This window comes from Stenotrophomonas sp. INTA L402-1 (genome assembly GCF_059295135.1).
In genome coordinates, this window is record NZ_JCAFWP010000046.1 from 1 (window position 1) to 26,470 (window position 26,470).

Sequence of the window (26,470 nt, forward strand, 5' to 3'; positions counted from 1 at the left end):
AGATGTGTATAAGAGACAGGTTGTGGGGGCGTGAGCCGCATGGATGCGGCGACCGAGCTTACATGGACGTACTTGCAGCGGCCCCCGCAACCGGACCCACCCCGCCTCCTCACAGGAAACCCGCTGTTGCTTCGGCTGTTGCTTCTGAGGTTGCCGGCCAGCGGCCGGCACTACCACGGGTGCCGGGCGCCGCCCGGCCGATATCCCCTGCTTGACCACAGCCGGGGCGCCACGGAGAATTCCGCGACTAATTCTCATTTGCTGTTGCGCAGGATGCGGGCGGCAGCCTTCCAGGCCCTCCTCCTTCGATGTTCAAGAACGTCCTGTTCCAACTGCACTGGCTGCTGGGCATCACCGCCGGTGCCGTGCTGGCCGTGATGGGCCTCAGCGGCGCCGTGCTGTCCTTCGAGGATGAACTGCTGCGGGCGGCCAATCCCGGCTTCGCCGAGATCGCCGAGCACCATGCCGACGGCCAGCTTCCGCTTGAACTCAGCGAACTGGTGCCGCTGCTGCAGGCCGGCAGTGATCGCCCCCTGCAACGCCTGCGCGTGGATGCCACCGGGCAACGGCCCTCGGTGGCGCGCTTCGCCGGTGGCAAGGAACACTGGGTCTACTTCGATCCGTACACCGGCGAGCGCTTCAGCGCCCTGCGCGGGCAGGCGTTCTTCGATTTCGTCGAGGACCTGCATCGCCACCTCGCCGCCGGCGAGCGCGGCAAATGGATCACCGGCAGTTGTGCCATCGCGCTGCTGTTCTTCACCCTGTCCGGGCTCTACCTGCGCTGGCCGCGGCGCTGGTGGCACTGGCGCAGCTGGCTGGCGGTGGAATGGAAACGCAGCGGCCGTGGCTTCCTGTGGAGCCTGCACTCGGTGGTCGGCACCTGGGTGCTGCTGATCTACCTGATGAGTGCGCTGACCGGCCTGTGGTGGTCGTTCGACTGGTATCGCACTGCCGCCAACACCCTGCTGGGCGTCGCACCGGCCGCCAGGCACAAGGTCGCCACCGACGCCGCCCTGAACCTGGAACGCATCGAAGCCACGCTGTACGCACTGCCCGGCGTGCGCACCGGCTACATCGACCTGCGCCTGCCGGAGAAGCCGGGGCAGGCACTGAACGTGCGGGTGATGGCCGGTGATCCGTCGCAGCGCGGCGGCCAGCATGACCGCGCGCATGATCTGCTGCAGCTGGACCCAGGCACGGGGGCCACGCTCGATGCCCGCCCCTACGCGCGCCAGGGCCCCGGCGCGCAGCTGGCCACCAGCGTGTTCGCGCTGCACTCGGGCAGCTACTTCGGCGTGCCCGGGCGTGTCGTGGTGATGCTCAGCAGCCTGGGCATGAGCCTGTTCTTCATCACCGGCTGGATGCTCTACCTGGACCGCCGCCGCAGCCAGCGCGCCGCGCGTGACCTGCGCCAGTCGCTGCCAGCAACGCCTGCCGATGGCGGTGGTACGCCGTGGCTGGTGGTGCATGCCAGCCAGAGTGGACTGGGAGAACAACTGGCATGGCGCGCCGCCGCGCAGCTGCAGGCGTCCGGTCATGCGGTGCAGGTGCTGCCACTGGCCCGCGTTGATGCCGCGCAGCTGGCACGCACCGCGCAGGTGCTGTGGGTACTGAGCACCTTCGGCGACGGCGAGCCACCGGATGCGGCGCGAGGCGCTGCACGACGGCTGATGGCACAGACACTCGACCTGTCAGGCCTGCAGTTCGGACTGCTGGCGCTGGGTGACCGACAGTACCCGCACTACTGCGGCTTCGGTCGCCAGGTTGATAGCTGGCTGCTCGGCAACGGCGCGCGCCCGTTGTTCGACCGCGTCGAAGTCGATGCCGCCTCGGTAGCGGCCTTGCGCCAATGGCAGCTGCAGCTGGGTGCGCTGACCGGCATCGTCACCGATGACAGCGTACTGCCAGCGGCCACGCAGATGCATGAGTGGCGGCTGCTCGGCCGCGACCGGCTCAATCCGGGCAGCATCGGTGGTGCCATCTGGCGCATCCGTCTTGCGCCACCGGCCGACGTGCAGTGGCAGGCGGGCGACATCCTGCATATCGCGCCCCGGCACAACGCACGGCACGCCAGCGCCGTGTTGAAGGCACAGGGGTTGGATCCGCTGCAGCCGCTGCTGGTGGACGGCCACCCACGCACCCTGCTGGCGCTGGCCAGTGAACGCGAGCTGCCCGAGGCCGACGCCGCGCTGGCGGTGCAGGATGCCTGCCTGTGGCTGTCCGGATTGCCAACGCTGCCCGGACGCGAATACTCCATCGCCTCCTCCACGAGTGATGAAGTGGTGGAACTGGTGGTGCGCCTGGTGCATGACCTGTCGGGTCGAGCCGGGCTGGGCTCGGGCTGGCTGGCGCTGCATGCCCCGGTCGGTGCCAGCATCGTGGCCCGTGTGCATCGCAACCCCGGTTTCCATCGCATTGGCGGTGTGCCGATGGTGCTGATCGGCAATGGCACCGGCATCGCGGGTCTGCGCAGCCTGTTGCGCGAAGCTGCCCACACAGGCGAGCACGGGCACTGGCTGCTGTTCGGTGAGCGCCAGCGCGCGCACGACTTCCTGTTCGCCGACGAGATCGAAGCGTGGCAGGCCGATGGCCATCTCGCGCGGGTGGACCTGGCGTTCTCGCGCGATGGGGAAGGTGGTTACGTGCAGGATTGCCTGCATGCCGCCACCGATGCGCTGCGCGAATGGATGCAGCGTGGTGCGGTGATTCATGTCTGCGGCTCGCTGCAGGGCATGGCCGAAGGCGTGGACCAGGTGCTGCGCGCTGCGCTGGGCGATGAGGTTGTGGAAACGCTGCTGGAGACCGGGCGCTACCGGCGCGACGTGTACTGAGCCACAAGGGTAGTGCCGGCCGCTGGCCGGCATGATCATCGACGGTGCCGGCCAGCGGCCGGCACTACCGGAGCGGGATCAGGCCGCAGCGCGCGCCTGTGGCATCGACTGCAGACGGAACGCGCCCACGGCTTCTGCCAGGGCATGTACCTGCGCCTGCATCTGCGCGGTCGAGGCCCCCGCCTCTTCCACCAGACTGGCGTTGCGCTGTGTACTGGCTTCCATCTGCACGATGGTCTGGTTCACCTGTGCGATGCCGGCATGCTGGTCCTGCGACGCGCTGCGGATTCCGGCCAGCAGATCCGCCAGCTGCTGCACGCTGCCGACAATCTCGCCCATCGTGGTGCCAGCCTGCTCGGCCTGCTGGTTGCCCTGCCCGACACGCGTCACCGAATCCTCGATCAATCCCTTGATCTGCTTGGCCGCCTCCGCGCTGCGCTGAGCCAGCAGGCGCACTTCGGCAGCCACGACGGCGAAGCTGCGGCCCTGCTCTCCAGCGCGCGCCGCTTCCACTGCTGCGTTGAGCGCGAGAATGTTGGTCTGGAAGGCGATGCCATCAATCAGCTGGGTGATGTCACCGATCCGCCGTGAGGCTTCGCTGATGCCATGCATGGTTGCCACCACCTGGCCGACCGCCTCGCCGCCACGCTGGGCCACTGCCGCCGCGCCCTTGACCAGCGCATCCGCACGGCCCGCGGCATCGGCATTGCGGCCAACAGTGTCGGTCAGCTCGTGCATCGACGCTGCCGTCTCTTCCAGGTTGGCCGCCTGCTGTTCGGTACGCTGCGACAGATCATGGTGACCGGCGACGATCTCACCAACACCGGTGTCGAGGCTGGACGTGGCCTGCTGGATGCGGGTGACGATGCGGCCCAGTTGCGCGACGGTGGCGTTGGCATCATCGCGCATGCGCGCAAACACGCCCTGCAGTTCACCTTCCATGCGCACGCTGAGGTCACCGCGGGCCAGCGCGGCCAGAAGCGCCTGCAGATCGCCAAGGTTGGTCTCGAAGGTGGTCAACAGGCGATTGATGCTGGTCGACAGCGTACGCACAAAGCCCTGCTTCCCCTCCAGCGCGATGCGACCGTGCAGGTCACCGTGCGCGGCCGCGTCGACCAGGGCTGCCACTTCGGTTTCCAGCAGGGTTTCCAGCGCGCGACTGCGCCATTCGACCGCCACGCCGAGGAAATGCCCCTCGTCGACAATGGGATTGGCGACCAGCTGATAGCGCACACCGGAATGGCCGATCTCGCGTTCTTCGCGTTGTCGCACGCCAGCCAGGCTGGCCAGCGCCGGATGCAGGCGTACCGCATCGCTCCCCACCAGTTCATCGCCCTGACGTTCCAGCTGCTCCAGCAGCGCCGGATTGGCGTACGCCACCAGGCCTTCGGCATCGACCACCATCAGCCCGGTCTGCGCACTGTCCAGCGCCTGGCGCACCCGGGTGCTGCCGCGCGCCACAGCACGTTCGGTCTCGATGCGCGCGCGCAGGCGCTGCTGCATGTCGACCAGGCGCTGGGCAAGCTGGCCGATCTCATCGTTGGCGTTGTAGACGCGCAGGGTGGTGTCGAGGCGGTCGTCGGCGATGTCGCTGGCGAAACGCAGGGTGTCCTGGATCGGCTGGCGCACCGCACGCAGCGCCAGCACCAGGCTGGTGATCAGCACGCCGGCCACCAGCAGCAGGGTCAGTGCGAACAGCACGCTCATCGTGTGCGCGCCGGCCTGCTGGCGCGCCTGAGCCCTGGCCAGCGCTGCCACCTGTGCCTGCTGGAAAGCGGCAAGCGCCGGCGCTACGCCCGCGGCCGTATCCAGCAGCGACTGCGCTTCCACATCCAGGCCGACGCGGGCAGCGGTATAACCCAGCAGTGCGCCCTGATAGCCCTCCATCCCGCTGCGCAGGGCGTCCTGCGCATCCGCAGGCAGGCCCGCCAGCGCGAGGTCGAACGGCAGCTTTTCCTCGCTGGCGCGGTCGGCGTGAGTGGAATCACCGTCGAGCAGCAGCAGTGCCTCCTGCCTACGCATCTTCTGCAGGGACAGCGCCAGCGACGGCCGCTGCAGCGCATCCACCTGCGCCTGCAGGGTGTCGGCTGCCTGCTGCAGCTGTGCGGCAAGACCGGCATCACCACGGCCCATTTCATCGACCCGTTCGAACAGGGCCGCCACGCCCTGCGAGAAGGCGTCGGCAGCTTCGGTCAGCGCCTGCAGCGCCTTGCGCCGGCCGGCATCCATCGGCATCGTGCGAAGCGCCTGCAGGTCAGCCTGCAGGGCCTTCTGTGCTGCCAGCAACTGGCTGCGGTCAGCATCATCGAAACTGCGTGCATACTGGGTCTGCAGGCGGCGCGCTTCGGCCATCCGCGTGGACAGGCTGGCAGCCAGATCGCTGCCGCGCTGGTAGCTGGCCTGGCTGCGCGCGGCCAGGGCGTTGGCATGGCCAGTCCAGGCGTAGACAGCGGCGATCGCCACCAGGCCCAGACCACAGACCCACAGGGTCGCCTTGAGCTTGTTGGCCACGCTGAGCCGATGCGGCTGCAGCCACAGCAGCAGGCCGGGGGACGCCGAGCGCAACGTGGCAAGACGCGTGCGCAGGGACCGGAGGTGGGGGACAACGGCCGACATGACAGACTCCAGGCGGAAGGACGCACCTGTATCGGCCGGATTCAAGGCAACTTTAGGCCCTTCTTCGTCTGCGTCCCCCGTCACTGGCGGACGCGGTCTTTGTACCGGGTGCAGGCGACGGGGGCATGACACGGCCGCCGTGCTTGACCTCAACCCCGGTTGGGGGAGCACAGTGGACCTCCCCTCCCCGCCCGGTGCCCCCATGACGACGCTCGATGTCCCCCGCTACCTGCAGCGCCTGCAGCTGGATGCGCCGCCACCGCGGACCCTGGCCGGCCTGACCCTGCTGCAGCAGCGCCACAACGCACTGCTGCCCTTCGAAACCCTCAGCTGCCTGCTGCGCGATGCGGTGCCGATCGACCCGGACAGCGTGCAGCGCAAGCTGCTTGACGAGCGCCGCGGTGGTTACTGCTTCGAACTCAATGGCGGGTTGCTGGCGCTGCTGCAGGCCTTGGGCTTCGATGCCCAGCCATTGAGCGCGCGCGTACTGCTGGCCGCCCAGGACGGCGAACTGACCGCGCGTACCCATCTGCTGCTGCGCGTGCACGTGGACGGCGATGACTGGCTGGTGGATGCCGGTTTTGGCAGCCTGACCCCGACCGTACCGCTGCGCCTGCATGACCCGCAGCCGCAGGCCACCCCGCACGAACGCTATCTGTTGCAGCGGTTGGAAGACGGCGGTGATTTCATGCTGTCGGCCGAATCCAGCGACGGCTGGCGGGTGATGTACCGCTTCGATCTGCAGGCGCCGGCGCCGATCGACAACGTGGTGGGCAACTGGTACGTATGTACCCATCCCGATTCCAGTTTCCCCGGCCAGTTGCGCGCGTCGCTGACCGGGCCGGACTGGCGCCGCACCATCGGCAGCGGCAACTACACCGAGTACCGCCCCGGACAGGCACCGGACAAGCGCCCGCTGCATGATGTGGGTGATGTGCGCGACGTGCTGGAGCAGCGCTTCGGCATCCAGCTTCCGGACGACCCGCGGCTGGATCCCGCAATCAACGACTGGCTGCAGCGCTCACGCGCCGCGACGCTGTAGAGTCGAGCTTGCTCGACTGATGCATCTACGGCGACGTCAAAATCAGTCGAGCAAGCTCGACTCTACAGATGCGCGCACCGCAGCGTTGACGTTACGGCGCTGTGCGCGCCTGCAATGCGATACGGTTGCCTTCGCTGTCGCGGATCTCGGCCACGCGCCAATCGCCGGCATCGGCCGGGCCGAAGCGCAGCTCGGCTCCGGCCTGCAGCGCACGGTCGAGGCTGGCATCCAGGTCACCGACGCCGATGTAGATGCGCGCGCCCTGCTCGGAAGGCAGATAGTCCGCGCCGTGCACCAGCGCAATGCTGGCACCGGCGGCCTCATCGGAGAACGGCAGATAGGCCATCCGGCAGTCGTGCAGCACGATAGGTTCGTCCACCGCAACCTGCAGCCATCGCTGGTAGAACGTGATGGCCCGGTCCAGGTCAGTCGCCGGGATTTCCACATGCAGGATCGGGTTCATTGACATTCCTTGCCACGTCCACTCAGATGATGCGCAGGGTAATCGCCTTCAGCACTGCACGGGTGCGATCGCGGGTGCCCAGCTTGTCGAGTATGGCGGACACGTAGTTCTTCACCGTGCCCTCGGCCAGGAACAGGCTGCGCGCGATCTCCTTGTTGCTGTAGCCCCCGGCCAGCAGGCGCAGGATTGCCACTTCACGTTCGCCGAAGGTATCGGTGGGCGGCGCTTCATCGTGGAAGCGGTAACGCGCGCGCACCGGATCGGTACTGACCGGCAGCAGCAGGGTCTCGCCAGCGGCAACGCGTTCGATGGCCTCGCGCAGGTCGGCCGGCGCGGCATCCTTGAGCAGGAAGCCCTGTGCGCCGGCCTCGCTGGCGCGCAGCAGCAGATCACTTTCATCGAAGGTGGTCAGCAGCAGCCACGGCGTGGCATCGCCGCGCGCCCGCAGCTGGCGCAGTGCCTCGATCCCATCCAGCCCGGGCATGCGGATGTCACTGAGCACCACGTCCACGCGCTGCGTATCCAGCGCATCCAGCAGGGCGTGGCCATCCTCGGCCTCCAGCACCACGTCCACGCCCAGCCCCTGTAACAGGGCGCGCAGGCCGGCGCGGACCAGCGCCTGGTCATCGGCCAGCGCCACCCGGATCATGGCGGCACTCATGCCGGCAACCGCGCGGTCAGATGCATGCCGCCCTGCGCGGTTCGGGCCAACTCCAGCCGCCCCTGTACGGCCGCCAGACGCTCGCGCATGCCGGCGATGCCATTGCCCTCGCGGATGCGTTCGGCGCGCTGGCCGTCATCGCGGATATCGATACGCAACTGGGAATCCTCTTCACTGATCGTCAGCCACACGGTGTCTGCATTGCCGTGCCGGGCGGCGTTGGTCAGGGCTTCCTGTACCAGCCGCAGCACGGTCTCGGCCATCAACGGGTCAGCCACGCGCACCCCGTCGCCGATCTGCAGCTGCAGCTTCGGTCGTGGGAAGGGTGCAGCCAGCGCATGCAGCGCGGTGGCCAGATCGAGGCCGCGATCATCGCGCATCGACTGCACCACCTGGCGGATGTCGGCCAGCAACTCGCCGGACAACTGTTCGGCCAGCACCAGCCCTTCGCGGCCGGCCAGCGCAGGGTCAGCGGCCAGGGCGCGCAGGTTGAGCCGCATCGCGGTGAGCTTGTGCCCGGCCACATCGTGCAGCTCGCGCGCCAGGCGCAGGCGCTCGGCATCGCGTGCACTGTCAGCCAGCAGCGCGCGGGTGGCCAGCAGGTCGGCATTGACCCGTGCAAGATCATCGCGGGCCAGCGCCGTGCTGTGGGCATAGTGCGCGGTCAGCGCGGCGAAGGCCTGGAAACCGCCATACAGCAGCACCACCAGCAGCGGCTGGCTGAAGCCGCTGTGGCGCAGCACGGCATACACCGCCAGGTTGGCCAGCAGCGCAACGCCCAGCACGAAGCGCGGCGGCCAGTGTTCGGCCAGCTGTGCAACCAGCACCACCAGCAGCACCGGGGCGGTACCGGTACGCGGCTGCAGCGCAACCAGCACAACCGCCAGCAGCGCCTGCAACACCGCAGCGGCGGCGCGCACGCGGGATGGCATCGACGCCCAGCCGTGCACCACGAACAGCAGCAGGAACACAGCAAGCAACAGCAGGCTCAGCCCGGCGCCACTGCGCTGCACTGCGAACGACAGGCCGACCACCAGCACGGTGATCAGGCCGGCAAGGCTGAGCGGACGCAACAGATGGCGGAACAGGCTGGGCATGGCCAGATGCTGACGGCCGCGCACGCCGGCGGCAATGGGTCCGGCGCAGAAAGTGACTTCTGGCACGTCGAATCGATGACCACTGGCCCTGAACCCGGTGCAGCGCCCCACGCAGACTGGCTCCACACCGCCACACACACTTCCGGAGCCACTGCCATGATCCGCACCGCCCTGCTCAGCACTGCCCTGACTGCCCTGGCCCTGGTCGGCAGTGCCCACGCCGCCGACCTGGCCGTGACCGTGCACGACGTCCGCGCGCAGACCGGCACCCTGCGCGTTGCGCTGGTCGACAACGCCGCCGCCTGGGACAGCAAGGCCAAGCCCGTGCAGGCCCAGCAGGCGGCGCCCAGCGGCGACAGTGCCCACTTCACGTTCAAGGGCGTGCCGGCCGGCAGCTATGCCGTGCTGCTCACCCACGACGAGAACGACAACGGCAAGCTCGACACCAACCTGGTCGGGATGCCGGTGGAAGGCTACGGCTTCAGCAACAACCCGCAGGTGATGCGCAAGCCGACCTTCGACGAGGCGAGCGTCGACGTGCCGGCCGCCGGCACCGCCATCGACATCACCCTGCGCTGATTCCGCATCCATACCCGAGGCCACCATGGACCGTCGCCGCTTCCTTCGTACCCTGCTCAGCAGCAGTGCCTGTCTGGCCCTGGGCGCCACCGCGCTGCGCAGCGCTCCCGCCTTCGCCGGCGACCCGGCGCGGTTCGCGCAGGGCATGCAGGAACACCCGTGGCTGCTCGGCTGGCGCAGCGTCGGCAGCGAAAGCCTCGGCCCGGCCACCGTGCAGTTGCAGGGAAAGCTGCCGTCAGGCCTGGCCGGTACGCTGTACCGCAACGGCCCGGCCTGGACCGAGCGCGATGGCTTCCGCTACGACCACTGGTTCGACGGCGACGGCATGGTGCATGGCTGGCGCTTCAATGGTGACGGCAGCCTGACCCATCACGGGCGCATGGTCGCCACGCCGAAATTCACCCGTGAACAGAAGGCCGGCCGCTTCCAGTATCCGGCTGCCGGCACCAGCGTTCCCGGTGCGCTGGCAGTTCGAAACAACGACGATGCCAACGTGGCGAACACCACGGTAACCATGATCAATGGCCGCCTGTTCGCGCTGTGCGAGTCCGGCTCGGCGTTCGAAGTAGATCCCGATTCGCTGCAGACACTGGGTCCGGGGACCTGGCGTCCGGACCTCGCTGCACTGCCGTTCTCGGCGCACCCGCTGCGCGACCGCGACGGCAGCCTCTGGAACTTCGGCTCGATCAGCCTGACGGGTGGCCATGGCCTGCTGGTCTGGCACATCGGTGCGAACGGCCAGCTGCGCAGCGCCAATGTGATCGAAACACCCGAGCATGGCTACCTGCATGCCTTCGCGATGACCGACCAGCACCTGGTGTTCGTGATGATGCCGTTCGATTTCACCGGCGCAGGCGGCAGCTTCTTCGAGCGCATGCAGTTCGCGCCTCAGCGTCCTGTGCGCATCGCGGTGGTCGCCAAGGATGCGCCGGACAAGGCGCAATGGTTCGAGGCCCCGTTCGCGGCGATCTACCACTTCGGCGACGCGTTCACCCGCGATGGCGGCATCGTGCTGCGCGCAGTGCGCCACGACGACATCAATGAGGCGCGCTCGCCGATGAAGGAAGCGATGGCCGGTGATGGCGCACACGCTGCCAACAGTGGCGCCAGCCTGGTCGAGCTGCATCTGGACCTGCGTCGCGGCCAGGCCGGCTGGCAGATGTTGGGCATCAGCGCAGTGGAGTTCCCGTTGTTCGACCCGCGCTCGGCGAACACACGTGGCGCACGGCTGTATGCGCCGACCATCGACGGCACGGCCAATGCGCCGTACTTCAACGCCGTGGCCGCGTTCGACATCGAGCGCGGGCGCCGCCAGCTGTGGAACTATGGCCCGGACATCATGGCCGAAGAGCATGTGTTCGTGCCGCGCCCGGGCAGCCGCAACGCCGATGATGGCTGGCTGATCGGCACCCTGCTTGACCCGGTGAACAAGCGCAGCGGCCTGGCGGTGCTCGATGCCCGCCACCTGGACGACGGTCCGCTGGCACAGGCCTGGCTGCCCTATGCGGTACCACTGGGTTTCCACGGCACCTTCGCCGCGCGCGGCTGATTCCACGCCACGCGGACACCGTTGTTGGCATGCTGGGTCTCCCCCTGCCCCGTGGAGTTCTGCATGTCCCTGGCCGACCACCGAAGTACGCTGGCACCGCACGGTTTCCTGCGCGTGGCGATCAACCTTGGCAACCCGGTGCTGGCACAGGGCGATGCGCGCTCACCGCGCGGCCCCTCGCTGGAACTGGCTACCGCATTGGCGCAACGGATGGGGGTGCAGGCTCGCTTCACCTGCCACGATGCCGCAGCCTCGGTGGTCGAGGCAGCAGGCGAAGACGGCTGGGATCTGGCCTTCCTAGCCATCGATCCGGCACGCGCCGACCGCATTGCCTTCAGTGCTCCGTATGTGGAGATCGAAGGTACCTATCTGGTGCGCGCGGACAGCCCTGCGCAGCAGGTAGCCGACCTGGATCGCGAGGGGCTGCGCATCGCGGTGGGGCGTGGCGCGGCCTATGACCTGTTCCTCAGTCGCGAACTGCGCCATGCCACGATCGAGCGGGCAGAGACCTCGGCGGCGGCCATCACGTTGTTCGATCAGCAGCGCCTGGATGCCGCCGCCGGTGTACGCCAGCCGCTGGAAGCATGGGCGCAGGTGCATCCCGGCCACCGTGTGCTGGCCGGCCGTTTCACCGCGATCCAGCAGGCAGTGGCGGCGCCGGTCTCACGCCCGGCCGATGCATTGCGGGCGTTGTTCGAGGAAGTGGAGGCGATCAAGGCCGGCCCGTTGCTTGAGGCAGCGTTCGCGCGTGCCGGGCAGGCGGTCACGCTGGTTCGGTGACTGTAGAGCACCAGCAGTCGAGCATGGCTCGACGCTACAGATCCAGATGCAATGGTCGAGCATGGCTCGGCGCTATAGATGTGCGTCTGCCATGTGCCGCACATGCTCGGCGGCCTGCGCATGCAGCCAGTCGCGGAACGAGAGGAAACCGCGATGGCTGGCCGAGCGCTGCGGGTACACCAGCCAATGCGGCCAGTCGGTCTTCAGGCGCAGGCTGGACAGTGCGACCAGCTGGCCCGAATCCAGCAGCAGCCGCGCCCGCGTCACCCGCCCGAGCGCTACGCCCACGCCATCCAGAGCGGCGCGATGGTGCGCCTCCGAATCATCCAGCACCGCCACGAAACGCGACGGCGGGCTCTGCCCGCTCAACGCGAACCAGGCGCCCCACGCGCCGTCCGGATCACCGAGCAGCGGCCACCGGGTCAACGGCACACGGTCAATGCCGCCCATGCGTTCGATCAGCGCCGGGCTCGCCATCGGCACCAGCCACTCGTCGAACAGCGGTTCCACCACCAGGCCCGGCCATTGCCCGCTGCCCAGACGCAGCGCGGCGTCGAACTGGCGCTGCCGCTCGAAATCAATCAGGCGTTCACTCGACTGCAGGTTGATCTCGATCTGTGGATGCTCGGCCACGAAGTGCCCCAGGCGCGGCACCAGCCAGGCCGACGCCATCGACGGCACCGCGCTGATCGTCAGCACGTGCTCGGCACGTGCGGCATAGGGCTGGAAGGCTTCGTTGATCGCATCCAGATGCGGTCCGACCTGGTCGAGCAGGCGCTGCCCCTCAAGGGTGAGGGTGACACCACGCGGCTGGCGGATCAGCAGCGGCTGCCCGAGCCGTTCTTCCAGCTGCCGCATCTGATGGCTGAGCGCACTGACGGTCACATTCATCGACGCGGCGGCACGCGACAGGTTGCTGAGCCGGGCAGCAGCCACGAAGCCCTGCAGGGCATGGAGCGGAGGGCGGGACATCAGGCTTGAATTCCTCTCAAGGCATGCTTGCGGAAATGTCGCTTTTTGCCCGTCCATGCTGCCCGTATCGTGCAATCCACTCAAGTGGAGGCACGCTCATGAACATCTTCAGCGGCTTGTTGTTCCTGCACGGCCACGTGGCCAGTGCCGAGCTGGCATGCCAGCTGGCCAGCCCGTCCACACCTGCCCCGCAGTGCGCGCGGCAACCGGCCGCGCCGGTTCAGCCGCCGCGAGCCCGTTGAACGCTCCTCAACCTGCATACCAGCGTTGGATGTGTTCAGGCAGCCACGGGATCGGATCGATGTCCAATGCCCGACAACCGTCGAGGGTGTCACGCAGCGCGCCCTCGCCGGGGCCACCGGGGATCCGCAGGCCTTCCTCTTCGGGAAGCTGCACCGCAGCCCAGTCGTGCAACCGGTCCATGCGCAGGCGAAGGGCGGCTCGCAGCCACCCCTTCAGTGGATAACAGCGATAGCCCTGTTCGCCCAGGCCGGCAACCGCGAGCGACAAAGCGTGGTTGGCACCACGCACCCATTCGGTGCGGCCTCCAGCCTTGTCCTGGACCGTCATCGGCGCCGGCGCGCGGTGCGCTTTGAACGGCGAACGCAGCTGCAGCTCCAGATCCCGCGCATCGCGCTCGCTTTCCGCTTCCACCAGCGCACCGGCGTCGAGATCGAAGAACTCGAACCAACGCCGATGCAATGCGCTGATGCGCCCAAGCGGATCACGTGAGAAACCAATCTTCGCGTAGTCTTCCCACGCACAGGGGAAGACGTAGGCGAAGACACGACCGTCGATGCGGATATCCGACTGCATGTACGCAGGCTGCCTCGACAACAGCCCGCGTGCAACCGGGCGTTACCGTGGACGCTGCAGCGCTTCCTGCACCGCGGCAGCCACGTCGGTGTTGTCGATGTAACTGCCGTCGTTCCAGCGCACGTGCTGACGGTAGCCGGCATCAACGCCCCGCACGCGCTGGCCCAGCAGCTCCGCGCCCGCGCCCTTGGCCCACAACGGCACCAGCGCATTGGAATGGTTGCCGGTGGGACGGAAGCTGATCCCGGGCATGCGCCCACGGCCGTTGTTGCGCACCGGCTCGAAGGCGACGTTCTGTGCATCCGGGCCCATCGGCATGCTGTTGTCGTGGTCGGTGGTGACGATCAGCAGGTTGCGCTCCCAGCCACCGTTGCGTTCGACCCACTCGATCACTGCTGTCACCGCGTCGTTGAACTCCACGGTTTCCTCGATCAGCCGGCCGTACTGCGGCTGGTCGCTGCACTGGCCGTAGTGCCATTCAGTGCCGCAGGCACTGGTATGTGCCGCCCAGTCGGTGGCGCCACCTTCCACCATCAGGAACAGGCCGTTGGACGAACGCTGCTGCAGGAATTGCAGCGCACCACGGGTCATGGTCGCAAGATCCGGCACGCTGTCGATCTTCCTCACACCGGAAGGCGTGGCCGCATCCTTGCCCAGCACCTGCAGCTGGCGCGCCTGCTGTAGCGTGTTGGCCACGCGCGGTACACCGATCAGCGGCCGGTCGGCCGGCAACCGTCCCTGCGCCAGCGCGGCGAACGCTTCCTTGCTGCGGATCAGGCGCCACGGCCCCGACGGATTGCCGCCGATGGTGCTGCCCGCTTCCAGCTGCTGCCAATCCTGCTGCGACACCCATTCCCACGGGTTCGCGCAGCCCTCGGCCTTGGCCGTGCCGGCACTCTCGTCACAGGCGCGACCATCAACGCTGTAGCCAGGGCCTCCGGTGCCCATCACCAGATCCATATGCCCCTGCGCCAGCATCTGATGGGCGATGGCGTGATAGTTGTTGCGCGATTCGTTCTGCGCCGCGAACGCGGCCGGCGTGGCATGCGCGAACGGTACCGAAGTCACCACACCGGTAACCATGCCCAGGCGCTTGGCGCGCAGCGTATTGAACTCGACCGGCTGGCCATCGTTGTTGAAGTTGATGGCTTTGTTATAGGTTTTGATGCCCGAGGACAACGCGGTACCCGCCGCCGCACTGTCGGTAGCCACCGCAGCCAGGTACTGGTAGCCCGCAAACGGCAGGTCCTGCGCAGGAACCGGTGTGTCATCCCAGGCCTTGCCCGCGTCGTAACCCAGGGTCTGTGCGTTGTCGCGGGTCGGCTGGCTGCTGGCGTTCAACGGGAAGGTGGTAACCGCCAGGCGCTGCGGGAAATCCGCATACGGGGCCCCTTCGCGGCCGCCGTATTGCCAGTAGGCGGCGGCGTCCCAGGTGCCCCAACCGGCGCCGTCGTTGATCATCACGATCACGTTGTGCGGGCGCGCTGGGCCGGAAGCAACAGCCTCGGCGCGCAGATTGGGCTGGCAGCCGCCAAGTGCGGCGAGCGCGAGCAGCAACGAAGAATGAAGCCAGCGGCGTGGAATGCGTGCAGTCATCGGGTGTCCCGTTGGGCCATCGGCGGCCCACAATTACGATACGTTATATCGTTGCAGTGTTGCAGCTTCGTGCAGCCGCTGCACACTATCCTGCAGGCCCCCACTGCCATCCTCGTTTCCATGCCGTCTCCTGCTCCCGCGCGTGCACCGCTGTCCTCCATCACCCTCGATGCGGCAACGTTCGCGGTGATTCACCAGCACAACGCGGACATCGCCAGGCAACCGGCCTCGCTGACCAAGCTGATGACCGCCTATGCGGCGTACGAATGCGTCGAAGAGAAGGGAGACGCGTGGGACGAAGCGGTCACCATCGCCGCCGGGGATGTGCACGCGGTGGCCGATGATGAAACGCGCATGGGCCTGGTGCCCGGTGAAACAGTCACCCTCGCGCGCCTGCTGGAAGGACTGATGATCGTCTCCGGCAATGACGCGGCGCTGGCCATCGCGCGCCATCTGGACGGATCACAGCCTGCGTTCCTGGAGCGCATGAACCGGCACGCACGCCAGCTCGGCCTGCGCAGCAGCTGGTTCGCCAGCGTGTCCGGCATCACCACCCCGCACCATGCGTCCAGCGCGCGCGACATGGCGGTGCTGGCCGCCTGCCTGTTGAACGATCATCCGCAGATCCTGGCGATCACCGCGCAGCGCGTGTTAGCGCACGGCAGCTTCAGCCGCAGCAACCAGAACGCCCTGCTTGGCGATGACGGCGTGGATGGCTTGAAGACCGGCTACACCCAGGCCGCAGGCTTCTGCCTGGCCGCCACCGCCTGCCGGGCAGTGCCCGGGCGGGATCAGCCGGTGCGCCTGATCACCGTGGTGCTGGGTTCTGAAAGCCGCGATGCACGCGATGCCCTTGTGCGCGAGCGGCTGGCCGCCGGGTTCGCGGCGCTGGCCGACAGCACCGCCGGCGCCTGAGCGGCTCAGCGTCGCTTGACCGTTGCCACGATCAGCCGCTGCAGCTCGGCTTCGGCTGCGGCCTTGTCCAGCGCGCCTGCTGCCACGGCTTCGGACAGGGCTTCGGCCGCACCGAGAATCGCCCAGCGCCCGGCCAGTGGCACCGTGCCGTCGGCAGCAAACGGGCCCAGCCAGGCGTCGCAGTTGTCGATGAAATCCTGCTGGTAACGCCGCCGTACCTCGTGCAGTTCCGGAGCGCCCACCAGCGCGGCGAGGATGCCCTGCACTTCACTGCCCTGGCTGAGGATGCAGTCGATGTAGCCCGAGGCGATGGCCGCCGCACGATCGGTGAGTTGCGCCCTGGCGCGGCCGATGCGCTCGTTGTACACCACCGTCTGCCGGCCGTCGTAGTCGTCATAGAGCGCGGCCAGCAGACCATTGCGGGTCACGAAGTGATCGTAGGCCACCGGCTTGGTCACGCCTGCGGTCTCGGCCAGCCGCCCCAGCGTCAGCGCGTCGGTACCTTCGTCTCCGACCAGCGCCCAGGCCACGTCCAGCAACTGGCGGGCGCGTTGCTCACGGGTCAATCGGCGGCGCGTGGGAGCGGCGTTGGCGGGCATCGGCGGAACAGGGCATCAGTGCATCGGAGTGCCGATTTTACGACCGATCTCGCCTGCCGACTGCAGATGCCCCTCGGCTGCGCCGGAATCGGCGTCCAGCAGCAGTTCCGAAGACAGTACGCGCGCGCCGCAGTAGTCGAAGATGCCCATGTCGATCTGGGCCTTCATCGCCGCGCCGTAGCCGCGCCGCTCGATCATCTCCGCACCCGCGCCGCCGATGCCGACCAGGTGCACGCGCAAACGCTGCAGCTTCTTCTGTACCTTGCCGTCGGCACCGTCCTGGTAGGCCCAGCCCTGGGTGAACACGCGGTCGATCCAACCCTTCAGCAGGGCGGGGAACGACCACCAGTACAGCGGGTAGACCAGTACCAGTGTGTCGGTGGCGTCCAGCCGCGCCTGCTCGGCGGCGACGTCGGCCGGAACTGCGCCGGTGCCACGGAACAGCGCCTGGTCCTGTGGGTTGAAGCGTGGATCGAAACCTTCGGCCATCAGGTCGGCGTGGGTCACGGTGTTGGCGGCATCCGCCGCGGTGATGGCTTCGCCGATGCGCTTGGCGATGGCATGGGTCAACGAGCCGGATTCAGGATGGGCGGTAACGATGAGGCTGTGCATGGGGGATGTCCGGAATTCACTAACTACCAATAGTAAGTAGTGGCGGCCGGGATACCAGCGCCATGCGTGGGACGCTGTTTCCGCATCCGCCGTATAGTGCGGCGGTTCCCCCAGAGACAGCCGAGAATGGACCGACGCCTGCTTCTCCCTTTGCTGGCCCTGCTGCTGTCGGTGGTGCTGCCATCGGCCTTCGCAGGCGAACTCAGCCCCAGCGATTCAAAAGCATTGCGTCAGGACGTGCAGGCGATGCTGGACGCGTTCGGCCGCGGCGATGCGGAGCTGATCATCGCGCGCACCCACCCCAGCCTGAAGCAGCTGGCCGGCGGCGATGACGCCTATGCACGGATGACCCGCGATACCGTGAAGGAACTGCGCAAATCGGTCACCGTCATCAGCGACGAAGCCGGCATGCCCGGCCGCACCTACGCCGCTGGCGACGAAGAGGTCAGCTTCGTGCCACGCCAGTCACTGTTGCGCGTGCGCGAGTCGCCGATACGCAGCACCTCGTTCATGGTCGCTGTACGCCGCGTGGGAACTGCGGACTGGCGTTATCTCGATGGCACCGCGCTGCTGGACAACCCCGGGCTGCTGCGGCAACTGCTGCCGGCGCTGGAGCCGGAAGTATCCATGCCCAAGGGCGGGATGGAGGCGCTGTAGTCACGACCTCATCCGTCCACGCATGGCGTGAATCTACTGCCAGTCAGTTCACCTGGACCTGCACCGGGGTGCAGTCAGCGGCGGAACAACGCGTTCAACGCCGCGCCCGAGGCCGACTGCTGCAGGCCATCGAAGCGGCCGTCCTGCACGATCGGCTGGGTGGCCTGCATCAAGCCCCCCCACGCCGCACGCGCCAGCGCACCGCCGAGACTGACCCGGCGCACGCCGAGTGCGGCGATGTCCTGCAGGCTCAGCGGCGTCGGCCCACCGACCAGCAGGTTCACCGGCTTCGAGCCCGCAGCGGCGACCACCGCACTGATCTGTTCGCGTGTACTGATGCCTGGTGCATACAGCACATCGGCACCCGCTTCGGCATAGGCGCGCAGCCGCTGCAGCGCGTCCTGCAGATCGGGCACGCCGACGAAGAAGTTCTCCGCCCGGCCGATCAGCAGCACCTCGCCGCCGGCACGGTCGATGGCCGCGCGCGCTGCACGCAGGCGCTGGACCGCCTCGTCGATCGGCCTCAACGGCGCATCGGCCACGCCACTGGCGTCCTCGATCGACAACGCGGCGACGCCGGTATCGATTGCCGCCGCCACGGCCTCCTCCACCGCGCGCGGTGTGGCGCCAAAGCCATCACCGAAATCGGCGTTCAACGGCAATGGCGTCGCCGCCACCATCAGCCGCAGATGTTCCAGCGTGGCCTGCAGCGAAACCGCGCCGTCCGACCGCCCCTCGCTCCAGGCACAGCCGGCGCTGGTCGTGGCCAGCGCCTGGAAGCCCTGCCGCTGCAGGTAGCGGGCGCTGCCCACATCCCACGGATTGGGCAGCACGAAACAACCCTGTGCATGCAGTTGGCGGAAGGTCGCGCGCTTGCGCCGGGTGTCGGCATCGGGCGAGGTCATGACGGGCTCCAGGGCGGCAGACCTGCACCCTAGCCCGCCGATCGGCCGCACTCAATGACATCGCGGGTGAACGGGCATGAGGTGATGCTGCCTGCTTATTGGACGCTGCCGAGGCAGGTGCCTGAGCGTGCTTGCCTGCCCCCGCCGCACGCTGCCATGGAGCCCTTCATGCACCCGGACCCACAGACTTCCGCTACCGACGCCTTGTTCGATGCCGACGACGACGCCCAGTGGGCCGACCTGCTCTCGCCCACGCGCCGGCGGCTGATCGCCTCGGCCGGGCTGGCCGCCGGTGGCCTGGCCAGCGCTACCGCTGCCGCCGCGCCGCCGCGCGCCGAGGCCGCTGTGAACACGACCGAGCCGGGCCGCCCCGGTTTCCGCGCCCTTGTTCCGCCCGCGCCCCAGGGCCGCAGCCCCTGGGGCGAGGCCACGGCCAGCGAGCCGACGCCGCGTCCGGCCAGCGTGCGCCCCGGCGAGGCCACCCTGCCGGCCACCCCGCGTGCCTACACCGACATCAAGAGCTATCACGCGCATATCTACTTCGATGAAGACAGTTTCGAGAAAGCCGCACTGCTGCGACGCTGGGCCGCCGAACGCTTCCCGGTGGAGCTGGGCAACTGGAACCTGGAGCCGCGCGGCCCGCACGTCACGCCCTCGTTCTACTTCGGCTTCACCAACGACCTGCTGCCGGTACTGGTGCCGTGGCTGCAGCTCAACAGCCTGGGCCTGACGATCCTGATCCATCCCAATACTGGCGATGGCCGCGCTGACCACCTCCATTACGCGTTGTGGGTGAACCGCGCACAGCCGGTGAACGCCTACAACTGGCCGGCGCCGAAGCCGGGCGAGCAGGAGCCGCTGGAAGAAGTGTTTCCGAACGTGGTGCCGACGGTGCCGCTGGAGACGTGAGGGGTGCCAGATGGCTCAGTGATGGGCGCGTAGCTTGATGCACACGGAACTCCCACATCCACGCATGGCGTGGATCTACGGCATCACAGCCCATCGCAGCGTCAGCCATCGCCCACCCTGACGCCATCGTCGGCCTACGTGCACGCATCCCCCGCCTGCACGGCGTTCAGCGCGCCTTGATCCAGCGCCCGCCATACGGCCACAAGCCCTTCGGCAGATTTCAAACGTTAGATTGAAACGCGCCAAACTTCGCCGAACTGGACAGCATCCGCCGGTTCCGCCAGACTGCCGCCCTTTCCCGTCTTCCGGATCCCATGGCGAAGCTGCTGGTCCTGCACGGCCCCAACCTCAACCTGCTCGGCACCCGCGAGCCGGAGGTCTACGGCCACACCACGCTGGCCGACATCGACCAGGCGCTGGCCGCCCAGGCGTCCACTGCCGGGCACGCGGTGGAGAGCCTGCAGTCCAATGCCGAGCACATCCTGGTGGACCGCGTGCAGGCTGCGCGCGATGACGGAACCGCCTTCATCCTGATCAACCCCGCCGCCTTCACCCACACCTCGGTGGCCCTGCGCGATGCGCTGGCCGCGGTGGCGGTGCCGTTCATCGAGATCCACCTGTCCAACCCGCATACCCGCGAGCCGTTCCGCCAGCACAGCTATTTCAGCGACAAGGCGGTGGGCGTGGTCTGTGGCTTCGGTGCCGACAGCTATCGCTATGCGATGGACGCGGCGCTGCTGCGCGTGCAGGCGGCCCGCGCGTGAAGATGCTCCCAAGAGTGCTTGCCTGCATCGTGCTGTGGGCCGGCGTGTGCGGCGCCAGCATCGCCGCCGAGCGCGCGGCCGCCGGCATTGACTGCGCGCAGGCGACCGGCGGCTACGAGCGCGACATGTGCGATTCCGATCGCCTGGATGACGCCGACAGCGCATTGAACGCCGTTTACGTCCAGGCGCGCGGCGAACTGAAGGCGCAGGCCGCCGAAGGCAGCTGCAGCCACTGCGCAGCGGCCGAACAGCAGCTGGTGAAGGCCCAGCGCATCTGGATAACCCTGCGCGATGCAGACTGCGAGGCAGTCTACGCCTTCAATGCAGACGGCACCTCGCGCAACCCTGCGAAGATGCAGTGCCTGATCACCCAGACGCGCGACCGTACGCGGCAGCTGCGCGAGTTCTACGAACTGCTTTGACCCGAGCGCGATGCGCTTCCCACCACACTGACATCAAGAGCAAAGAGGCCACCATGGATCTCCGCAAAATCAAGAAGCTGATCGACCTGCTGGAAGAGTCGAACCTGGCTGAAATCGAAATCAAGGAAGGCGAAGAGTCGGTGCGCCTGTCGCGCGCCCCGGTGGCCGGCTATGCCGCCCCGGTCGCCGCCCCGGTGTACGCCGCTCCGGCCGCTCCGGCGCCGCAGGCGATGCCGATGCAGTCGCCGACCGAAGCCTCCACCGGTGGCACCGCCAAGCCGGGCCCGGCGCTGCCGGAAGGCCACGTGCTGCGCTCGCCGATGGTCGGCACCTTCTACGCGTCGTCCGCCCCGGACAAGCCGGCGTTCGTCAGCGTTGGCCAGCAGGTCAAGGAAGGCGAGACCCTGGCCATCATCGAAGCGATGAAGATGTTCAACCCGATCGAAGCCGACACGTCCGGCACCATCGTCGCCATCCTCGGCGAGAACGGCCAGCCGGTCGAATTCGACCAGCCGCTGTTCGTGATCGGCTGAGGGGCACGCCATGCTCGACAAAGTCGTCATCGCCAACCGAGGGGAAATCGCGCTGCGCATCCTGCGCGCGTGCCACACCCTCGGCATCCGCACGGTGGCCGTGCATTCCACGGTCGACCGCAACCTCAAGCACGTGGCCATGGCCGACGAGTCGGTCTGCATCGGTCCGGCGCCGTCGCCGCAGAGCTACCTCAACATCCCGGCACTGATCGCCGCGGCGGAAGTCACCGACGCCCAGGCCATCCACCCGGGCTACGGCTTCCTGTCGGAGAACGCCGACTTCGCCGAGCGCGTGGAAGAGTCCGGTTTCATCTTCATCGGCCCCAAGGCCGACACCATCCGCATGATGGGTGACAAGGTCGAAGCCATCCGCGCGATGAAGTCCGCCGGCGTGCCGTGCGTGCCCGGTTCGGGCGGCCCGCTGGGCGAAGACATCGTCGCCAACACCAAGATCGCCCGTGAGATCGGCTACCCGGTCATCATCAAGGCGGCCGGTGGTGGCGGTGGCCGCGGCATGCGCGTGGTGCACGCCGAAGCCTCGCTGAAGACCTCGATCGAAACCACCAAGAGCGAGGCCAAGGCCGCGTTCGGCAATGGCGAGGTCTACATGGAGAAGTTCCTGGAGAACCCGCGCCACGTGGAAATCCAGGTACTGGCCGACGGCCAGGGCAACGCCATCCACCTGGGCGAGCGTGACTGCTCGATGCAGCGCCGCCACCAGAAGGTGGTGGAAGAAGCGCCGGCACCGGGCATCACCGCCGAGCAGCGCGAGCAGATCGGCAAGGTCTGCACCGAAGCCTGCGTACGCATCGGCTACCGTGGTGCCGGCACGTTCGAGTTCCTGTACGAGGACGGCCGCTTCTACTTCATCGAAATGAACACCCGCATCCAGGTGGAACATCCGGTCACCGAAATGGTCACCGGCATCGACCTGGTGGCCGAGCAGCTGAAGATCGCCGCCGGCCAGAAGCTGTCGATCAAGCAGAGTGACGTGGTGCTGACCGGCCATGCCATCGAATGCCGCATCAACGCCGAAGATGCGGAGACCTTCGTGCCGAGCCCGGGCACCATCACCGGCTTCCATCCGCCGGGCGGCCCCGGCGTGCGCGTGGACACCCACATCTACAGTGGCTACCGCGTGCCGTCGAACTACGACTCGATGATCGGCAAGCTGATCGTGCACGGCCCGGACCGCGAAACCGCCATTGCCCGCATGCGCGTGGCACTGAGCGAAATGGTGGTCGATGGCATCAAGACCAACGTCGCCCTGCAGCAGCGGATCATGCGCGACAAGGGCTTCCAGGCCGGTGGCCAGAACATCCACTACCTGGAAAAGCGCCTGGCCGAACGCAAGAACAAGCCGATCGCGCTGACCTGATCGGCGCCACGTGCTGGACATGAAAAGGGCGGGGATATCCCCGCCCTTTTCTGTTGCTGCAGCGCCGAGCCCATGCTCGGCTTGCCGGAAAGCTCAGCCGAGCGTGGGCTCGGCGCTACAGCAGACGCATCAGCGCTTGTCGGCAGCTTCGGCCGGAATCTGCGAGTTCGCCAGCGGACGCACGCCATTGGGCGACGTCGGGTCGACGATCACCATGGTCTCGGTCGAACCATCCGGCCACACCACCTGGAAGGTGCTGCCCGCCGGCAGCGACGCGAACGGCATGCCGCTCTGCGCGCGATAGACCGCGGCCACCTGGCTGGCACCGGCACGGCGCACGTCTTCCTGCGCCTTCACCGTGGTCAGTTCCACCTTCGACAGATGCCGGTAGCGATCTTCATAGGTATCGATCATCAACAGGCCAACCGCGCCGGCCGAGTAGGCCACGAACAGGGCCACCCAGAACCAGAACTTGGCCCCGTGCAGGAATCGGCGGTAGTTCATTGCTCGTTCCTCTTTCCAACCAATCGCTTGATCCATTCCTTCATCTTCCCAGCGCCCTGCCGCGATACCGCAGCGTCATACACGAAATCCCGGAAATCCTGCGTACCATCCTGCGAACAGATCCCTCCGTTCGCACAAAAACTGTTGACCAGCACACTGTCTGCCCCACACGGTAGACCGAGTTCGCAGGCCGCAAGCCGCCATGCGAGTTCACTGAGCTGCTCGCCCGCCACCAGGCCGTTGAGCGCGCGGTCACCCGAGGCGCGCACGCCCATGCCCGGTGCGATCGCCATGAAGGCCTCCGGGTCGCGCGAGGTGCGCACCCGTTCAACCAGGTCACGGCGGTACTCGGGGCTGTCCTGCAGCGGTTCGCCCTCGGCGAACAACGCAGCCTCAGCAGCCAGATTGCCTTGTGCGGCCGCCTTGCGACGTTCGGACAGCACCAAGGCCGTGCCCAGCTTGTCGCCCGGCACGAAACCACCACAACGCTGCGCGACGCGTTCGCGCGCCTGCACCATCGCCGGTGCGGCGGTCAGGCCCAGCCCGGCCAGCACGTTGTTGTCCAAGCGGTAGCCACCCGGATCGACCGCGTACTGCGCGCAATAGTCATAGACACGGCTGAGCATCCAGCGCGCCTCGTGGTTGCCTTCGTCCGCCTGGGCACGCAACCGCTGAGCATAGGCATACAGGTCGGTGGCGTCTTCGATATCGGCGCGGAGATCCAGGGGCAGCCCGGACGGCAATGCGTTGCCACGCTCGAAGGGTGCCAGGCGGCGCGCGAGCGCCTCCGGCATCACCGGCAGCGGCGCCGCACTGTCAGCGGCCGCGACCGCACCTGCCAGATCCACCGACGCTACCGAAGACGTCGCAGCATGGCCGCTGGCCCGATAACCGGCCACGCCCAGCACGGCCACAGCCGGCAGTACGAGCAACCAGGTTTTCAGGGTCGGAGCGAAGGCCATCGGCGGCGGTAGGCGATGCGGCGCATAGGAAAGCACGAAGTCTAGCAAGGCCCGACGGGCCTGTCTGAACGGGCTTCGTTCATCTCGGAGCGGCATCTCAGGCAATACGGAGACGCCCCGATGGTCTAGCATGGCCCCCTTTCCCGCGATTGCCCCACCACCATGCCGTTCCTGGAACTGACCCTGCGCTGCACCGAAGCCACCCAGCCCCGCTATGAAAATGCACTGGAGGACGTTGGTGCACTGGCCGTGACCCTGCTCGATGCCGAGGCCGATACCAGCAACGAACAGGCCATTCTCGAACCGGGCGTGGGCGAGACCCCGCTGTGGGACACGCTGGTGCTGAGCGCGCTGTTCCCCGCCGACAGCAACGCGCTGTTGCTGCTGGCCGCACTGGAATCCTTCGATCCGGAGCTGGACTGGAGCAGCGGCAGCTTCCGCGCGGTCGAGGATGAAGACTGGGAACGTGCCTGGCTCGACCAGTTCCAGCCGATGGACTTCGGCAGCCGTACCTGGATCGTGCCGTGGAACCATGAACTGCCCGATGCCGCACAGGCCGCCGATGCCGCCGTGGTGCGGTTGGACCCGGGCCTGGCGTTCGGTTCGGGCACCCACCCGACCACCGCACTGTGCCTGCGCTGGCTGGACCAGTTGGCGGTCGATGGCCTGCTGCAGGGCCAGCGCGTGCTCGACTTCGGTTGCGGCTCGGGCATCCTCGCACTGGCCGCGCTGAAGCTGGGCGCCGCCGAAGCCATCGGCGTCGACAACGATCCGCAGGCCCTGGTCGCCACTGCTGACAATGCCGAGCGCAACGGCGAGCAGGCCCGCATGCACGTGTACCTGCCGCAGGACGAACCGGTCGCGACCTATCCGATCGTGGTCGCCAACATCCTCGCCTCGGCGCTGGATGCGCTGGCCGAACTGCTGGCTGCGCGCGTTGCTGCCGGTGGCCGCATCGCCCTGTCCGGCATCCTGCATGGCCAGGAAGGCGAACTGCTGCAGCGCTATGCAGCATGGTTCGACGATCTGCAGGCCACCCAGGATGGCGACTGGATGCGCATCACCGGCGTGCGCCGCGCCTGATCGTGGTTGAATGACCGCTGGATCCGAGCCCGCGCCCTGAGCATGTCCGAGCCGAACCCACCGCGCCGTCCCCTGGCCACCTTCCTGCGCACGACGCCGGAGGGTGAGCCTGCGCCTGCGACCGATGCGCGTGCGACCGATGCGCGCATGCAGGACGAAGCCCGGCACGCAACGCCTGTGGAGCAGATGCAGGCCGAGCCCATCGACCTGGCACGCCCACCGGCGACAGAGATGCGACACGACGATGACGTTGTCATCGTTGATGAAGCAGCGGCCATCGAGCCGGCGCCGGTCGCGGTGCAGGCAACGGCGGTCGCCAGTGATGCCCCCAGCTTCCTCGGCAGCGCGCGCACGCGCACGCTGCCAACACCCCGCTGGCACTGGCTGCTGGTCGCCGGGCTGGCATTGCTGCTGGTACTGCAGAGCGTGCTGGCCGACCGCGCGCGGCTGGCCGCCGACGCCGGCAACCGCGCATGGCTGGGCACGCTGTGCGGCGTGCTGCGCTGCAGCCTGCCTGCCTGGCACGAGCCCACTGCGTTCACCATGACCAGCCGCGAGATCCGCCCCCTGCCGGGCCAGGCCGGTGTGCTGCAGGTGCAGGCCAGCATCCGCAATGATGCGCGCTGGGCACAGGCGTGGCCGGACCTGCGGTTGTCATTGTCCGATGCCGATGGCCGGGTGATCGGCAGCGGCGTGTTCACGCCCGCGCAGTACCTGGGCGAGAACCCCGGTGCAGCCCTGCTGGAACCGGGCCAGAGCGCGCGCGTCGCCTTCCGGTTGCAGGAGCCCGCTGCGTCCACTGTCGCATTCACCTTCGACTTCCTCTGACCGGGGAGAGGCGACCAGCCGTGGCAGGCCGGGCACGCTCGCGCTAGACTGGCCGCCACCACCTCGTCCGGCCGCGCGCTCCGCGCGCACGGGCCAACCGAATCGGGAACCCCCTTGAACGCTGTCCTTTCTCGTCCTGACAACAGTCGTGGCGCTCCCCGGCCACCGCTGCGTGAACACGTCGCCCAGTCCGTGCGCCGCTACCTGCGTGACCTTGATGGCTGCGATGCGGACGATGTCTACGAGATCGTGCTGCGCGAGATGGAGATTCCGCTGTTCGTGGAAGTGCTCAACCACTGCGAAGGCAACCAGAGCCGCGCCGCCGCGATGCTGGGCATCCACCGTGCCACCCTGCGCAAGAAGCTGAAGGAATACGGCCTGTCTCTTATACACATCT

28 protein-coding genes are annotated in these 26,470 nt (G+C 67.7%); 16 read left to right on the plus strand and 12 right to left on the minus strand.

The features are described 5' to 3' along the window. The first annotated feature begins 308 nt into the window (after positions 1–308). The gene (locus AC5O77_RS19340) at positions 309–2,831 is read left to right on the plus strand and encodes a PepSY domain-containing protein (RefSeq protein WP_478057456.1); all 2,523 of its coding nucleotides are present in this window, start codon (positions 309–311) and stop codon (positions 2,829–2,831) included. Positions 2,832–2,909: 78 nt separating this feature from the next. On the opposite strand, the gene AC5O77_RS19345 is transcribed toward AC5O77_RS19340, so the two are convergent. Then, positions 2,910–5,447 (minus strand): methyl-accepting chemotaxis protein, encoded by a 2,538-nt coding sequence (locus tag AC5O77_RS19345; RefSeq protein WP_494507071.1) that lies wholly within the window; start codon positions 5,445–5,447, stop codon positions 2,910–2,912. A gap of 202 nt (positions 5,448–5,649) precedes the next feature. On the opposite strand from AC5O77_RS19345, the gene AC5O77_RS19350 reads away from it, so the two are divergent. Beyond that, positions 5,650–6,489 (plus strand): arylamine N-acetyltransferase family protein, encoded by an 840-nt coding sequence (locus tag AC5O77_RS19350; RefSeq protein WP_494507072.1) that lies wholly within the window; start codon positions 5,650–5,652, stop codon positions 6,487–6,489. A gap of 91 nt (positions 6,490–6,580) precedes the next feature. Here the strand turns inward: AC5O77_RS19350 and AC5O77_RS19355 are convergent, their stop codons facing one another. Genes AC5O77_RS19355 through AC5O77_RS19365 form a run of 3 tightly spaced genes read right to left on the minus strand, consistent with a single transcriptional unit; the run spans position 6,581 to position 8,710 of the window. Beyond that, complete coding sequence (locus tag AC5O77_RS19355; RefSeq protein WP_164081274.1) at positions 6,581–6,952, minus strand: VOC family protein; 372 nt, start codon at positions 6,950–6,952, stop codon at positions 6,581–6,583. A 22-nt stretch (positions 6,953–6,974) separates the two neighbouring features. Beyond that, positions 6,975–7,613: a response regulator transcription factor gene (locus tag AC5O77_RS19360; RefSeq protein ID WP_494507073.1), complete on the minus strand. Its 639-nt coding sequence runs from the start codon at positions 7,611–7,613 to the stop codon at positions 6,975–6,977. Next, complete coding sequence (locus tag AC5O77_RS19365) at positions 7,610–8,710, minus strand: sensor histidine kinase (protein WP_494507082.1); 1,101 nt, start codon at positions 8,708–8,710, stop codon at positions 7,610–7,612. Before AC5O77_RS19365 ends, AC5O77_RS19360 begins: the two co-directional genes overlap by 4 nt. Positions 8,711–8,866: 156 nt before the next feature. Here AC5O77_RS19365 and AC5O77_RS19370 point away from each other — a divergent pair, with 156 nt between their 5' ends. The 3 genes from AC5O77_RS19370 to AC5O77_RS19380 all read left to right on the plus strand — a co-directional run bounded on the left by AC5O77_RS19370 (position 8,867) and on the right by AC5O77_RS19380 (position 11,618). Next, positions 8,867–9,289 carry a DUF2141 domain-containing protein gene (locus AC5O77_RS19370; RefSeq protein ID WP_494507074.1) on the plus strand — a complete coding sequence of 141 codons (423 nt, stop codon included), beginning with the start codon at positions 8,867–8,869 and terminating at the stop codon, positions 9,287–9,289. Positions 9,290–9,314: 25 nt separating this feature from the next. Next, positions 9,315–10,838, plus strand: coding sequence for a carotenoid oxygenase family protein (locus tag AC5O77_RS19375; RefSeq protein ID WP_494507075.1), 1,524 nt, complete (start codon positions 9,315–9,317; stop codon positions 10,836–10,838). A gap of 63 nt (positions 10,839–10,901) precedes the next feature. Next, entirely contained in the window at positions 10,902–11,618 is a 717-nt protein-coding gene (locus AC5O77_RS19380; protein ID WP_494507076.1) for an ABC transporter substrate-binding protein, read from the plus strand. 72 nt (positions 11,619–11,690) lie between these two features. Here the strand turns inward: AC5O77_RS19380 and AC5O77_RS19385 are convergent, their stop codons facing one another. Then, a complete protein-coding gene (locus AC5O77_RS19385; RefSeq protein ID WP_478057460.1) occupies positions 11,691–12,590 on the minus strand; it encodes a LysR substrate-binding domain-containing protein in 900 nt (299 codons plus the stop codon). Between the two features lie 98 nt (positions 12,591–12,688). On the opposite strand from AC5O77_RS19385, the gene AC5O77_RS19390 reads away from it, so the two are divergent. Further along, on the plus strand, positions 12,689–12,832 hold the full coding sequence (locus AC5O77_RS19390) for a hypothetical protein (RefSeq protein ID WP_180838676.1): 144 nt from the start codon (positions 12,689–12,691) through the stop codon (positions 12,830–12,832). 7 nt (positions 12,833–12,839) lie between these two features. Here the strand turns inward: AC5O77_RS19390 and AC5O77_RS19395 are convergent, their stop codons facing one another. Further along, positions 12,840–13,406 (minus strand): GIY-YIG nuclease family protein, encoded by a 567-nt coding sequence (locus AC5O77_RS19395; protein ID WP_317217635.1) that lies wholly within the window; start codon positions 13,404–13,406, stop codon positions 12,840–12,842. Between the two features lie 42 nt (positions 13,407–13,448). Beyond that, positions 13,449–15,002, minus strand: a complete 1,554-nt coding sequence (locus tag AC5O77_RS19400; protein ID WP_494507077.1) for an alkaline phosphatase — start codon at positions 15,000–15,002, stop codon at positions 13,449–13,451. Between the two features lie 120 nt (positions 15,003–15,122). Here AC5O77_RS19400 and AC5O77_RS19405 point away from each other — a divergent pair, with 120 nt between their 5' ends. Next, positions 15,123–15,917, plus strand: a complete 795-nt coding sequence (locus AC5O77_RS19405) for a D-alanyl-D-alanine carboxypeptidase family protein (RefSeq protein ID WP_478057462.1) — start codon at positions 15,123–15,125, stop codon at positions 15,915–15,917. 5 nt (positions 15,918–15,922) lie between these two features. Here the strand turns inward: AC5O77_RS19405 and AC5O77_RS19410 are convergent, their stop codons facing one another. After that, positions 15,923–16,516, minus strand: a complete 594-nt coding sequence (locus AC5O77_RS19410; protein ID WP_494507078.1) for a TetR/AcrR family transcriptional regulator — start codon at positions 16,514–16,516, stop codon at positions 15,923–15,925. 15 nt (positions 16,517–16,531) lie between these two features. Continuing rightward, positions 16,532–17,128: an NAD(P)H-dependent oxidoreductase gene (locus AC5O77_RS19415; protein WP_012512264.1), complete on the minus strand. Its 597-nt coding sequence runs from the start codon at positions 17,126–17,128 to the stop codon at positions 16,532–16,534. Positions 17,129–17,254: 126 nt separating this feature from the next. Between AC5O77_RS19415 and AC5O77_RS19420 the strand changes: the two genes are divergently transcribed. Continuing rightward, positions 17,255–17,785, plus strand: coding sequence for a hypothetical protein (locus AC5O77_RS19420; protein ID WP_012512265.1), 531 nt, complete (start codon positions 17,255–17,257; stop codon positions 17,783–17,785). 74 nt (positions 17,786–17,859) lie between these two features. Here the strand turns inward: AC5O77_RS19420 and AC5O77_RS19425 are convergent, their stop codons facing one another. Further along, positions 17,860–18,690: an isocitrate lyase/PEP mutase family protein gene (locus AC5O77_RS19425; protein ID WP_494507079.1), complete on the minus strand. Its 831-nt coding sequence runs from the start codon at positions 18,688–18,690 to the stop codon at positions 17,860–17,862. Between the two features lie 168 nt (positions 18,691–18,858). Here AC5O77_RS19425 and AC5O77_RS19430 point away from each other — a divergent pair, with 168 nt between their 5' ends. The 5 genes from AC5O77_RS19430 (at position 18,859) to accC (ending at position 22,696) form a co-directional block, all read left to right on the plus strand. Then, positions 18,859–19,599, plus strand: a complete 741-nt coding sequence (locus AC5O77_RS19430) for a DOPA 4,5-dioxygenase family protein (protein WP_012512267.1) — start codon at positions 18,859–18,861, stop codon at positions 19,597–19,599. A 314-nt stretch (positions 19,600–19,913) separates the two neighbouring features. Next, on the plus strand, positions 19,914–20,363 hold the full coding sequence (aroQ, locus tag AC5O77_RS19435) for a type II 3-dehydroquinate dehydratase (protein ID WP_494507080.1): 450 nt from the start codon (positions 19,914–19,916) through the stop codon (positions 20,361–20,363). A 2-nt stretch (positions 20,364–20,365) separates the two neighbouring features. Next, positions 20,366–20,785: a lysozyme inhibitor LprI family protein gene (locus tag AC5O77_RS19440; RefSeq protein ID WP_478057540.1), complete on the plus strand. Its 420-nt coding sequence runs from the start codon at positions 20,366–20,368 to the stop codon at positions 20,783–20,785. A 53-nt stretch (positions 20,786–20,838) separates the two neighbouring features. Beyond that, the gene (gene accB, locus AC5O77_RS19445; RefSeq protein ID WP_107433185.1) at positions 20,839–21,318 is read left to right on the plus strand and encodes an acetyl-CoA carboxylase biotin carboxyl carrier protein; all 480 of its coding nucleotides are present in this window, start codon (positions 20,839–20,841) and stop codon (positions 21,316–21,318) included. 10 nt (positions 21,319–21,328) lie between these two features. Next, positions 21,329–22,696, plus strand: coding sequence for an acetyl-CoA carboxylase biotin carboxylase subunit (accC, locus tag AC5O77_RS19450; protein ID WP_032129559.1), 1,368 nt, complete (start codon positions 21,329–21,331; stop codon positions 22,694–22,696). 129 nt (positions 22,697–22,825) lie between these two features. Here the strand turns inward: accC and AC5O77_RS19455 are convergent, their stop codons facing one another. Both AC5O77_RS19455 and AC5O77_RS19460 read right to left on the minus strand, forming a co-directional pair. Further along, positions 22,826–23,200, minus strand: coding sequence for a hypothetical protein (locus AC5O77_RS19455; RefSeq protein ID WP_010481078.1), 375 nt, complete (start codon positions 23,198–23,200; stop codon positions 22,826–22,828). After that, positions 23,197–24,162, minus strand: coding sequence for a hypothetical protein (locus AC5O77_RS19460; RefSeq protein ID WP_478057467.1), 966 nt, complete (start codon positions 24,160–24,162; stop codon positions 23,197–23,199). Before AC5O77_RS19460 ends, AC5O77_RS19455 begins: the two co-directional genes overlap by 4 nt. A 162-nt stretch (positions 24,163–24,324) precedes the next feature. Here AC5O77_RS19460 and prmA point away from each other — a divergent pair, with 162 nt between their 5' ends. The 3 genes from prmA to fis all read left to right on the plus strand — a co-directional run. Beyond that, on the plus strand, positions 24,325–25,245 hold the full coding sequence (prmA, locus tag AC5O77_RS19465) for a 50S ribosomal protein L11 methyltransferase (RefSeq protein ID WP_049463300.1): 921 nt from the start codon (positions 24,325–24,327) through the stop codon (positions 25,243–25,245). A 42-nt stretch (positions 25,246–25,287) separates the two neighbouring features. Then, positions 25,288–26,073 (plus strand): DUF3426 domain-containing protein, encoded by a 786-nt coding sequence (locus tag AC5O77_RS19470; protein ID WP_478057468.1) that lies wholly within the window; start codon positions 25,288–25,290, stop codon positions 26,071–26,073. 114 nt (positions 26,074–26,187) lie between these two features. Then, the coding region (gene fis / locus AC5O77_RS19475; protein WP_494507081.1) for a DNA-binding transcriptional regulator Fis at positions 26,188–26,470 on the plus strand (283 nt) is incomplete at its 3' end.

What these genes read in the sequence shown, in the direction of transcription:
- AC5O77_RS19340 (WP_478057456.1), top strand. Translation starts at nt 309, where the DNA reads ATGTTCAAGAACGTCCTGTTCCAACTGCACTGGCTGCTGGGCATCACC.
- AC5O77_RS19345 (WP_494507071.1), bottom strand. Translation starts at nt 5,447, where the DNA reads ATGTCGGCCGTTGTCCCCCACCTCCGGTCCCTGCGCACGCGTCTTGCC.
- AC5O77_RS19350 (WP_494507072.1), top strand. Translation starts at nt 5,650, where the DNA reads ATGACGACGCTCGATGTCCCCCGCTACCTGCAGCGCCTGCAGCTGGAT.
- AC5O77_RS19355 (WP_164081274.1), bottom strand. Translation starts at nt 6,952, where the DNA reads ATGAACCCGATCCTGCATGTGGAAATCCCGGCGACTGACCTGGACCGG.
- AC5O77_RS19360 (WP_494507073.1), bottom strand. Translation starts at nt 7,613, where the DNA reads ATGAGTGCCGCCATGATCCGGGTGGCGCTGGCCGATGACCAGGCGCTG.
- AC5O77_RS19365 (WP_494507082.1), bottom strand. Translation starts at nt 8,710, where the DNA reads ATGCCCAGCCTGTTCCGCCATCTGTTGCGTCCGCTCAGCCTTGCCGGC.
- AC5O77_RS19370 (WP_494507074.1), top strand. Translation starts at nt 8,867, where the DNA reads ATGATCCGCACCGCCCTGCTCAGCACTGCCCTGACTGCCCTGGCCCTG.
- AC5O77_RS19375 (WP_494507075.1), top strand. Translation starts at nt 9,315, where the DNA reads ATGGACCGTCGCCGCTTCCTTCGTACCCTGCTCAGCAGCAGTGCCTGT.
- AC5O77_RS19380 (WP_494507076.1), top strand. Translation starts at nt 10,902, where the DNA reads ATGTCCCTGGCCGACCACCGAAGTACGCTGGCACCGCACGGTTTCCTG.
- AC5O77_RS19385 (WP_478057460.1), bottom strand. Translation starts at nt 12,590, where the DNA reads ATGTCCCGCCCTCCGCTCCATGCCCTGCAGGGCTTCGTGGCTGCTGCC.
- AC5O77_RS19390 (WP_180838676.1), top strand. Translation starts at nt 12,689, where the DNA reads ATGAACATCTTCAGCGGCTTGTTGTTCCTGCACGGCCACGTGGCCAGT.
- AC5O77_RS19395 (WP_317217635.1), bottom strand. Translation starts at nt 13,406, where the DNA reads ATGCAGTCGGATATCCGCATCGACGGTCGTGTCTTCGCCTACGTCTTC.
- AC5O77_RS19400 (WP_494507077.1), bottom strand. Translation starts at nt 15,002, where the DNA reads ATGACTGCACGCATTCCACGCCGCTGGCTTCATTCTTCGTTGCTGCTC.
- AC5O77_RS19405 (WP_478057462.1), top strand. Translation starts at nt 15,123, where the DNA reads ATGCCGTCTCCTGCTCCCGCGCGTGCACCGCTGTCCTCCATCACCCTC.
- AC5O77_RS19410 (WP_494507078.1), bottom strand. Translation starts at nt 16,516, where the DNA reads ATGCCCGCCAACGCCGCTCCCACGCGCCGCCGATTGACCCGTGAGCAA.
- AC5O77_RS19415 (WP_012512264.1), bottom strand. Translation starts at nt 17,128, where the DNA reads ATGCACAGCCTCATCGTTACCGCCCATCCTGAATCCGGCTCGTTGACC.
- AC5O77_RS19420 (WP_012512265.1), top strand. Translation starts at nt 17,255, where the DNA reads ATGGACCGACGCCTGCTTCTCCCTTTGCTGGCCCTGCTGCTGTCGGTG.
- AC5O77_RS19425 (WP_494507079.1), bottom strand. Translation starts at nt 18,690, where the DNA reads ATGACCTCGCCCGATGCCGACACCCGGCGCAAGCGCGCGACCTTCCGC.
- AC5O77_RS19430 (WP_012512267.1), top strand. Translation starts at nt 18,859, where the DNA reads ATGCACCCGGACCCACAGACTTCCGCTACCGACGCCTTGTTCGATGCC.
- aroQ (WP_494507080.1), top strand. Translation starts at nt 19,914, where the DNA reads ATGGCGAAGCTGCTGGTCCTGCACGGCCCCAACCTCAACCTGCTCGGC.
- AC5O77_RS19440 (WP_478057540.1), top strand. Translation starts at nt 20,366, where the DNA reads ATGCTCCCAAGAGTGCTTGCCTGCATCGTGCTGTGGGCCGGCGTGTGC.
- accB (WP_107433185.1), top strand. Translation starts at nt 20,839, where the DNA reads ATGGATCTCCGCAAAATCAAGAAGCTGATCGACCTGCTGGAAGAGTCG.
- accC (WP_032129559.1), top strand. Translation starts at nt 21,329, where the DNA reads ATGCTCGACAAAGTCGTCATCGCCAACCGAGGGGAAATCGCGCTGCGC.
- AC5O77_RS19455 (WP_010481078.1), bottom strand. Translation starts at nt 23,200, where the DNA reads ATGAACTACCGCCGATTCCTGCACGGGGCCAAGTTCTGGTTCTGGGTG.
- AC5O77_RS19460 (WP_478057467.1), bottom strand. Translation starts at nt 24,162, where the DNA reads ATGGCCTTCGCTCCGACCCTGAAAACCTGGTTGCTCGTACTGCCGGCT.
- prmA (WP_049463300.1), top strand. Translation starts at nt 24,325, where the DNA reads ATGCCGTTCCTGGAACTGACCCTGCGCTGCACCGAAGCCACCCAGCCC.
- AC5O77_RS19470 (WP_478057468.1), top strand. Translation starts at nt 25,288, where the DNA reads ATGTCCGAGCCGAACCCACCGCGCCGTCCCCTGGCCACCTTCCTGCGC.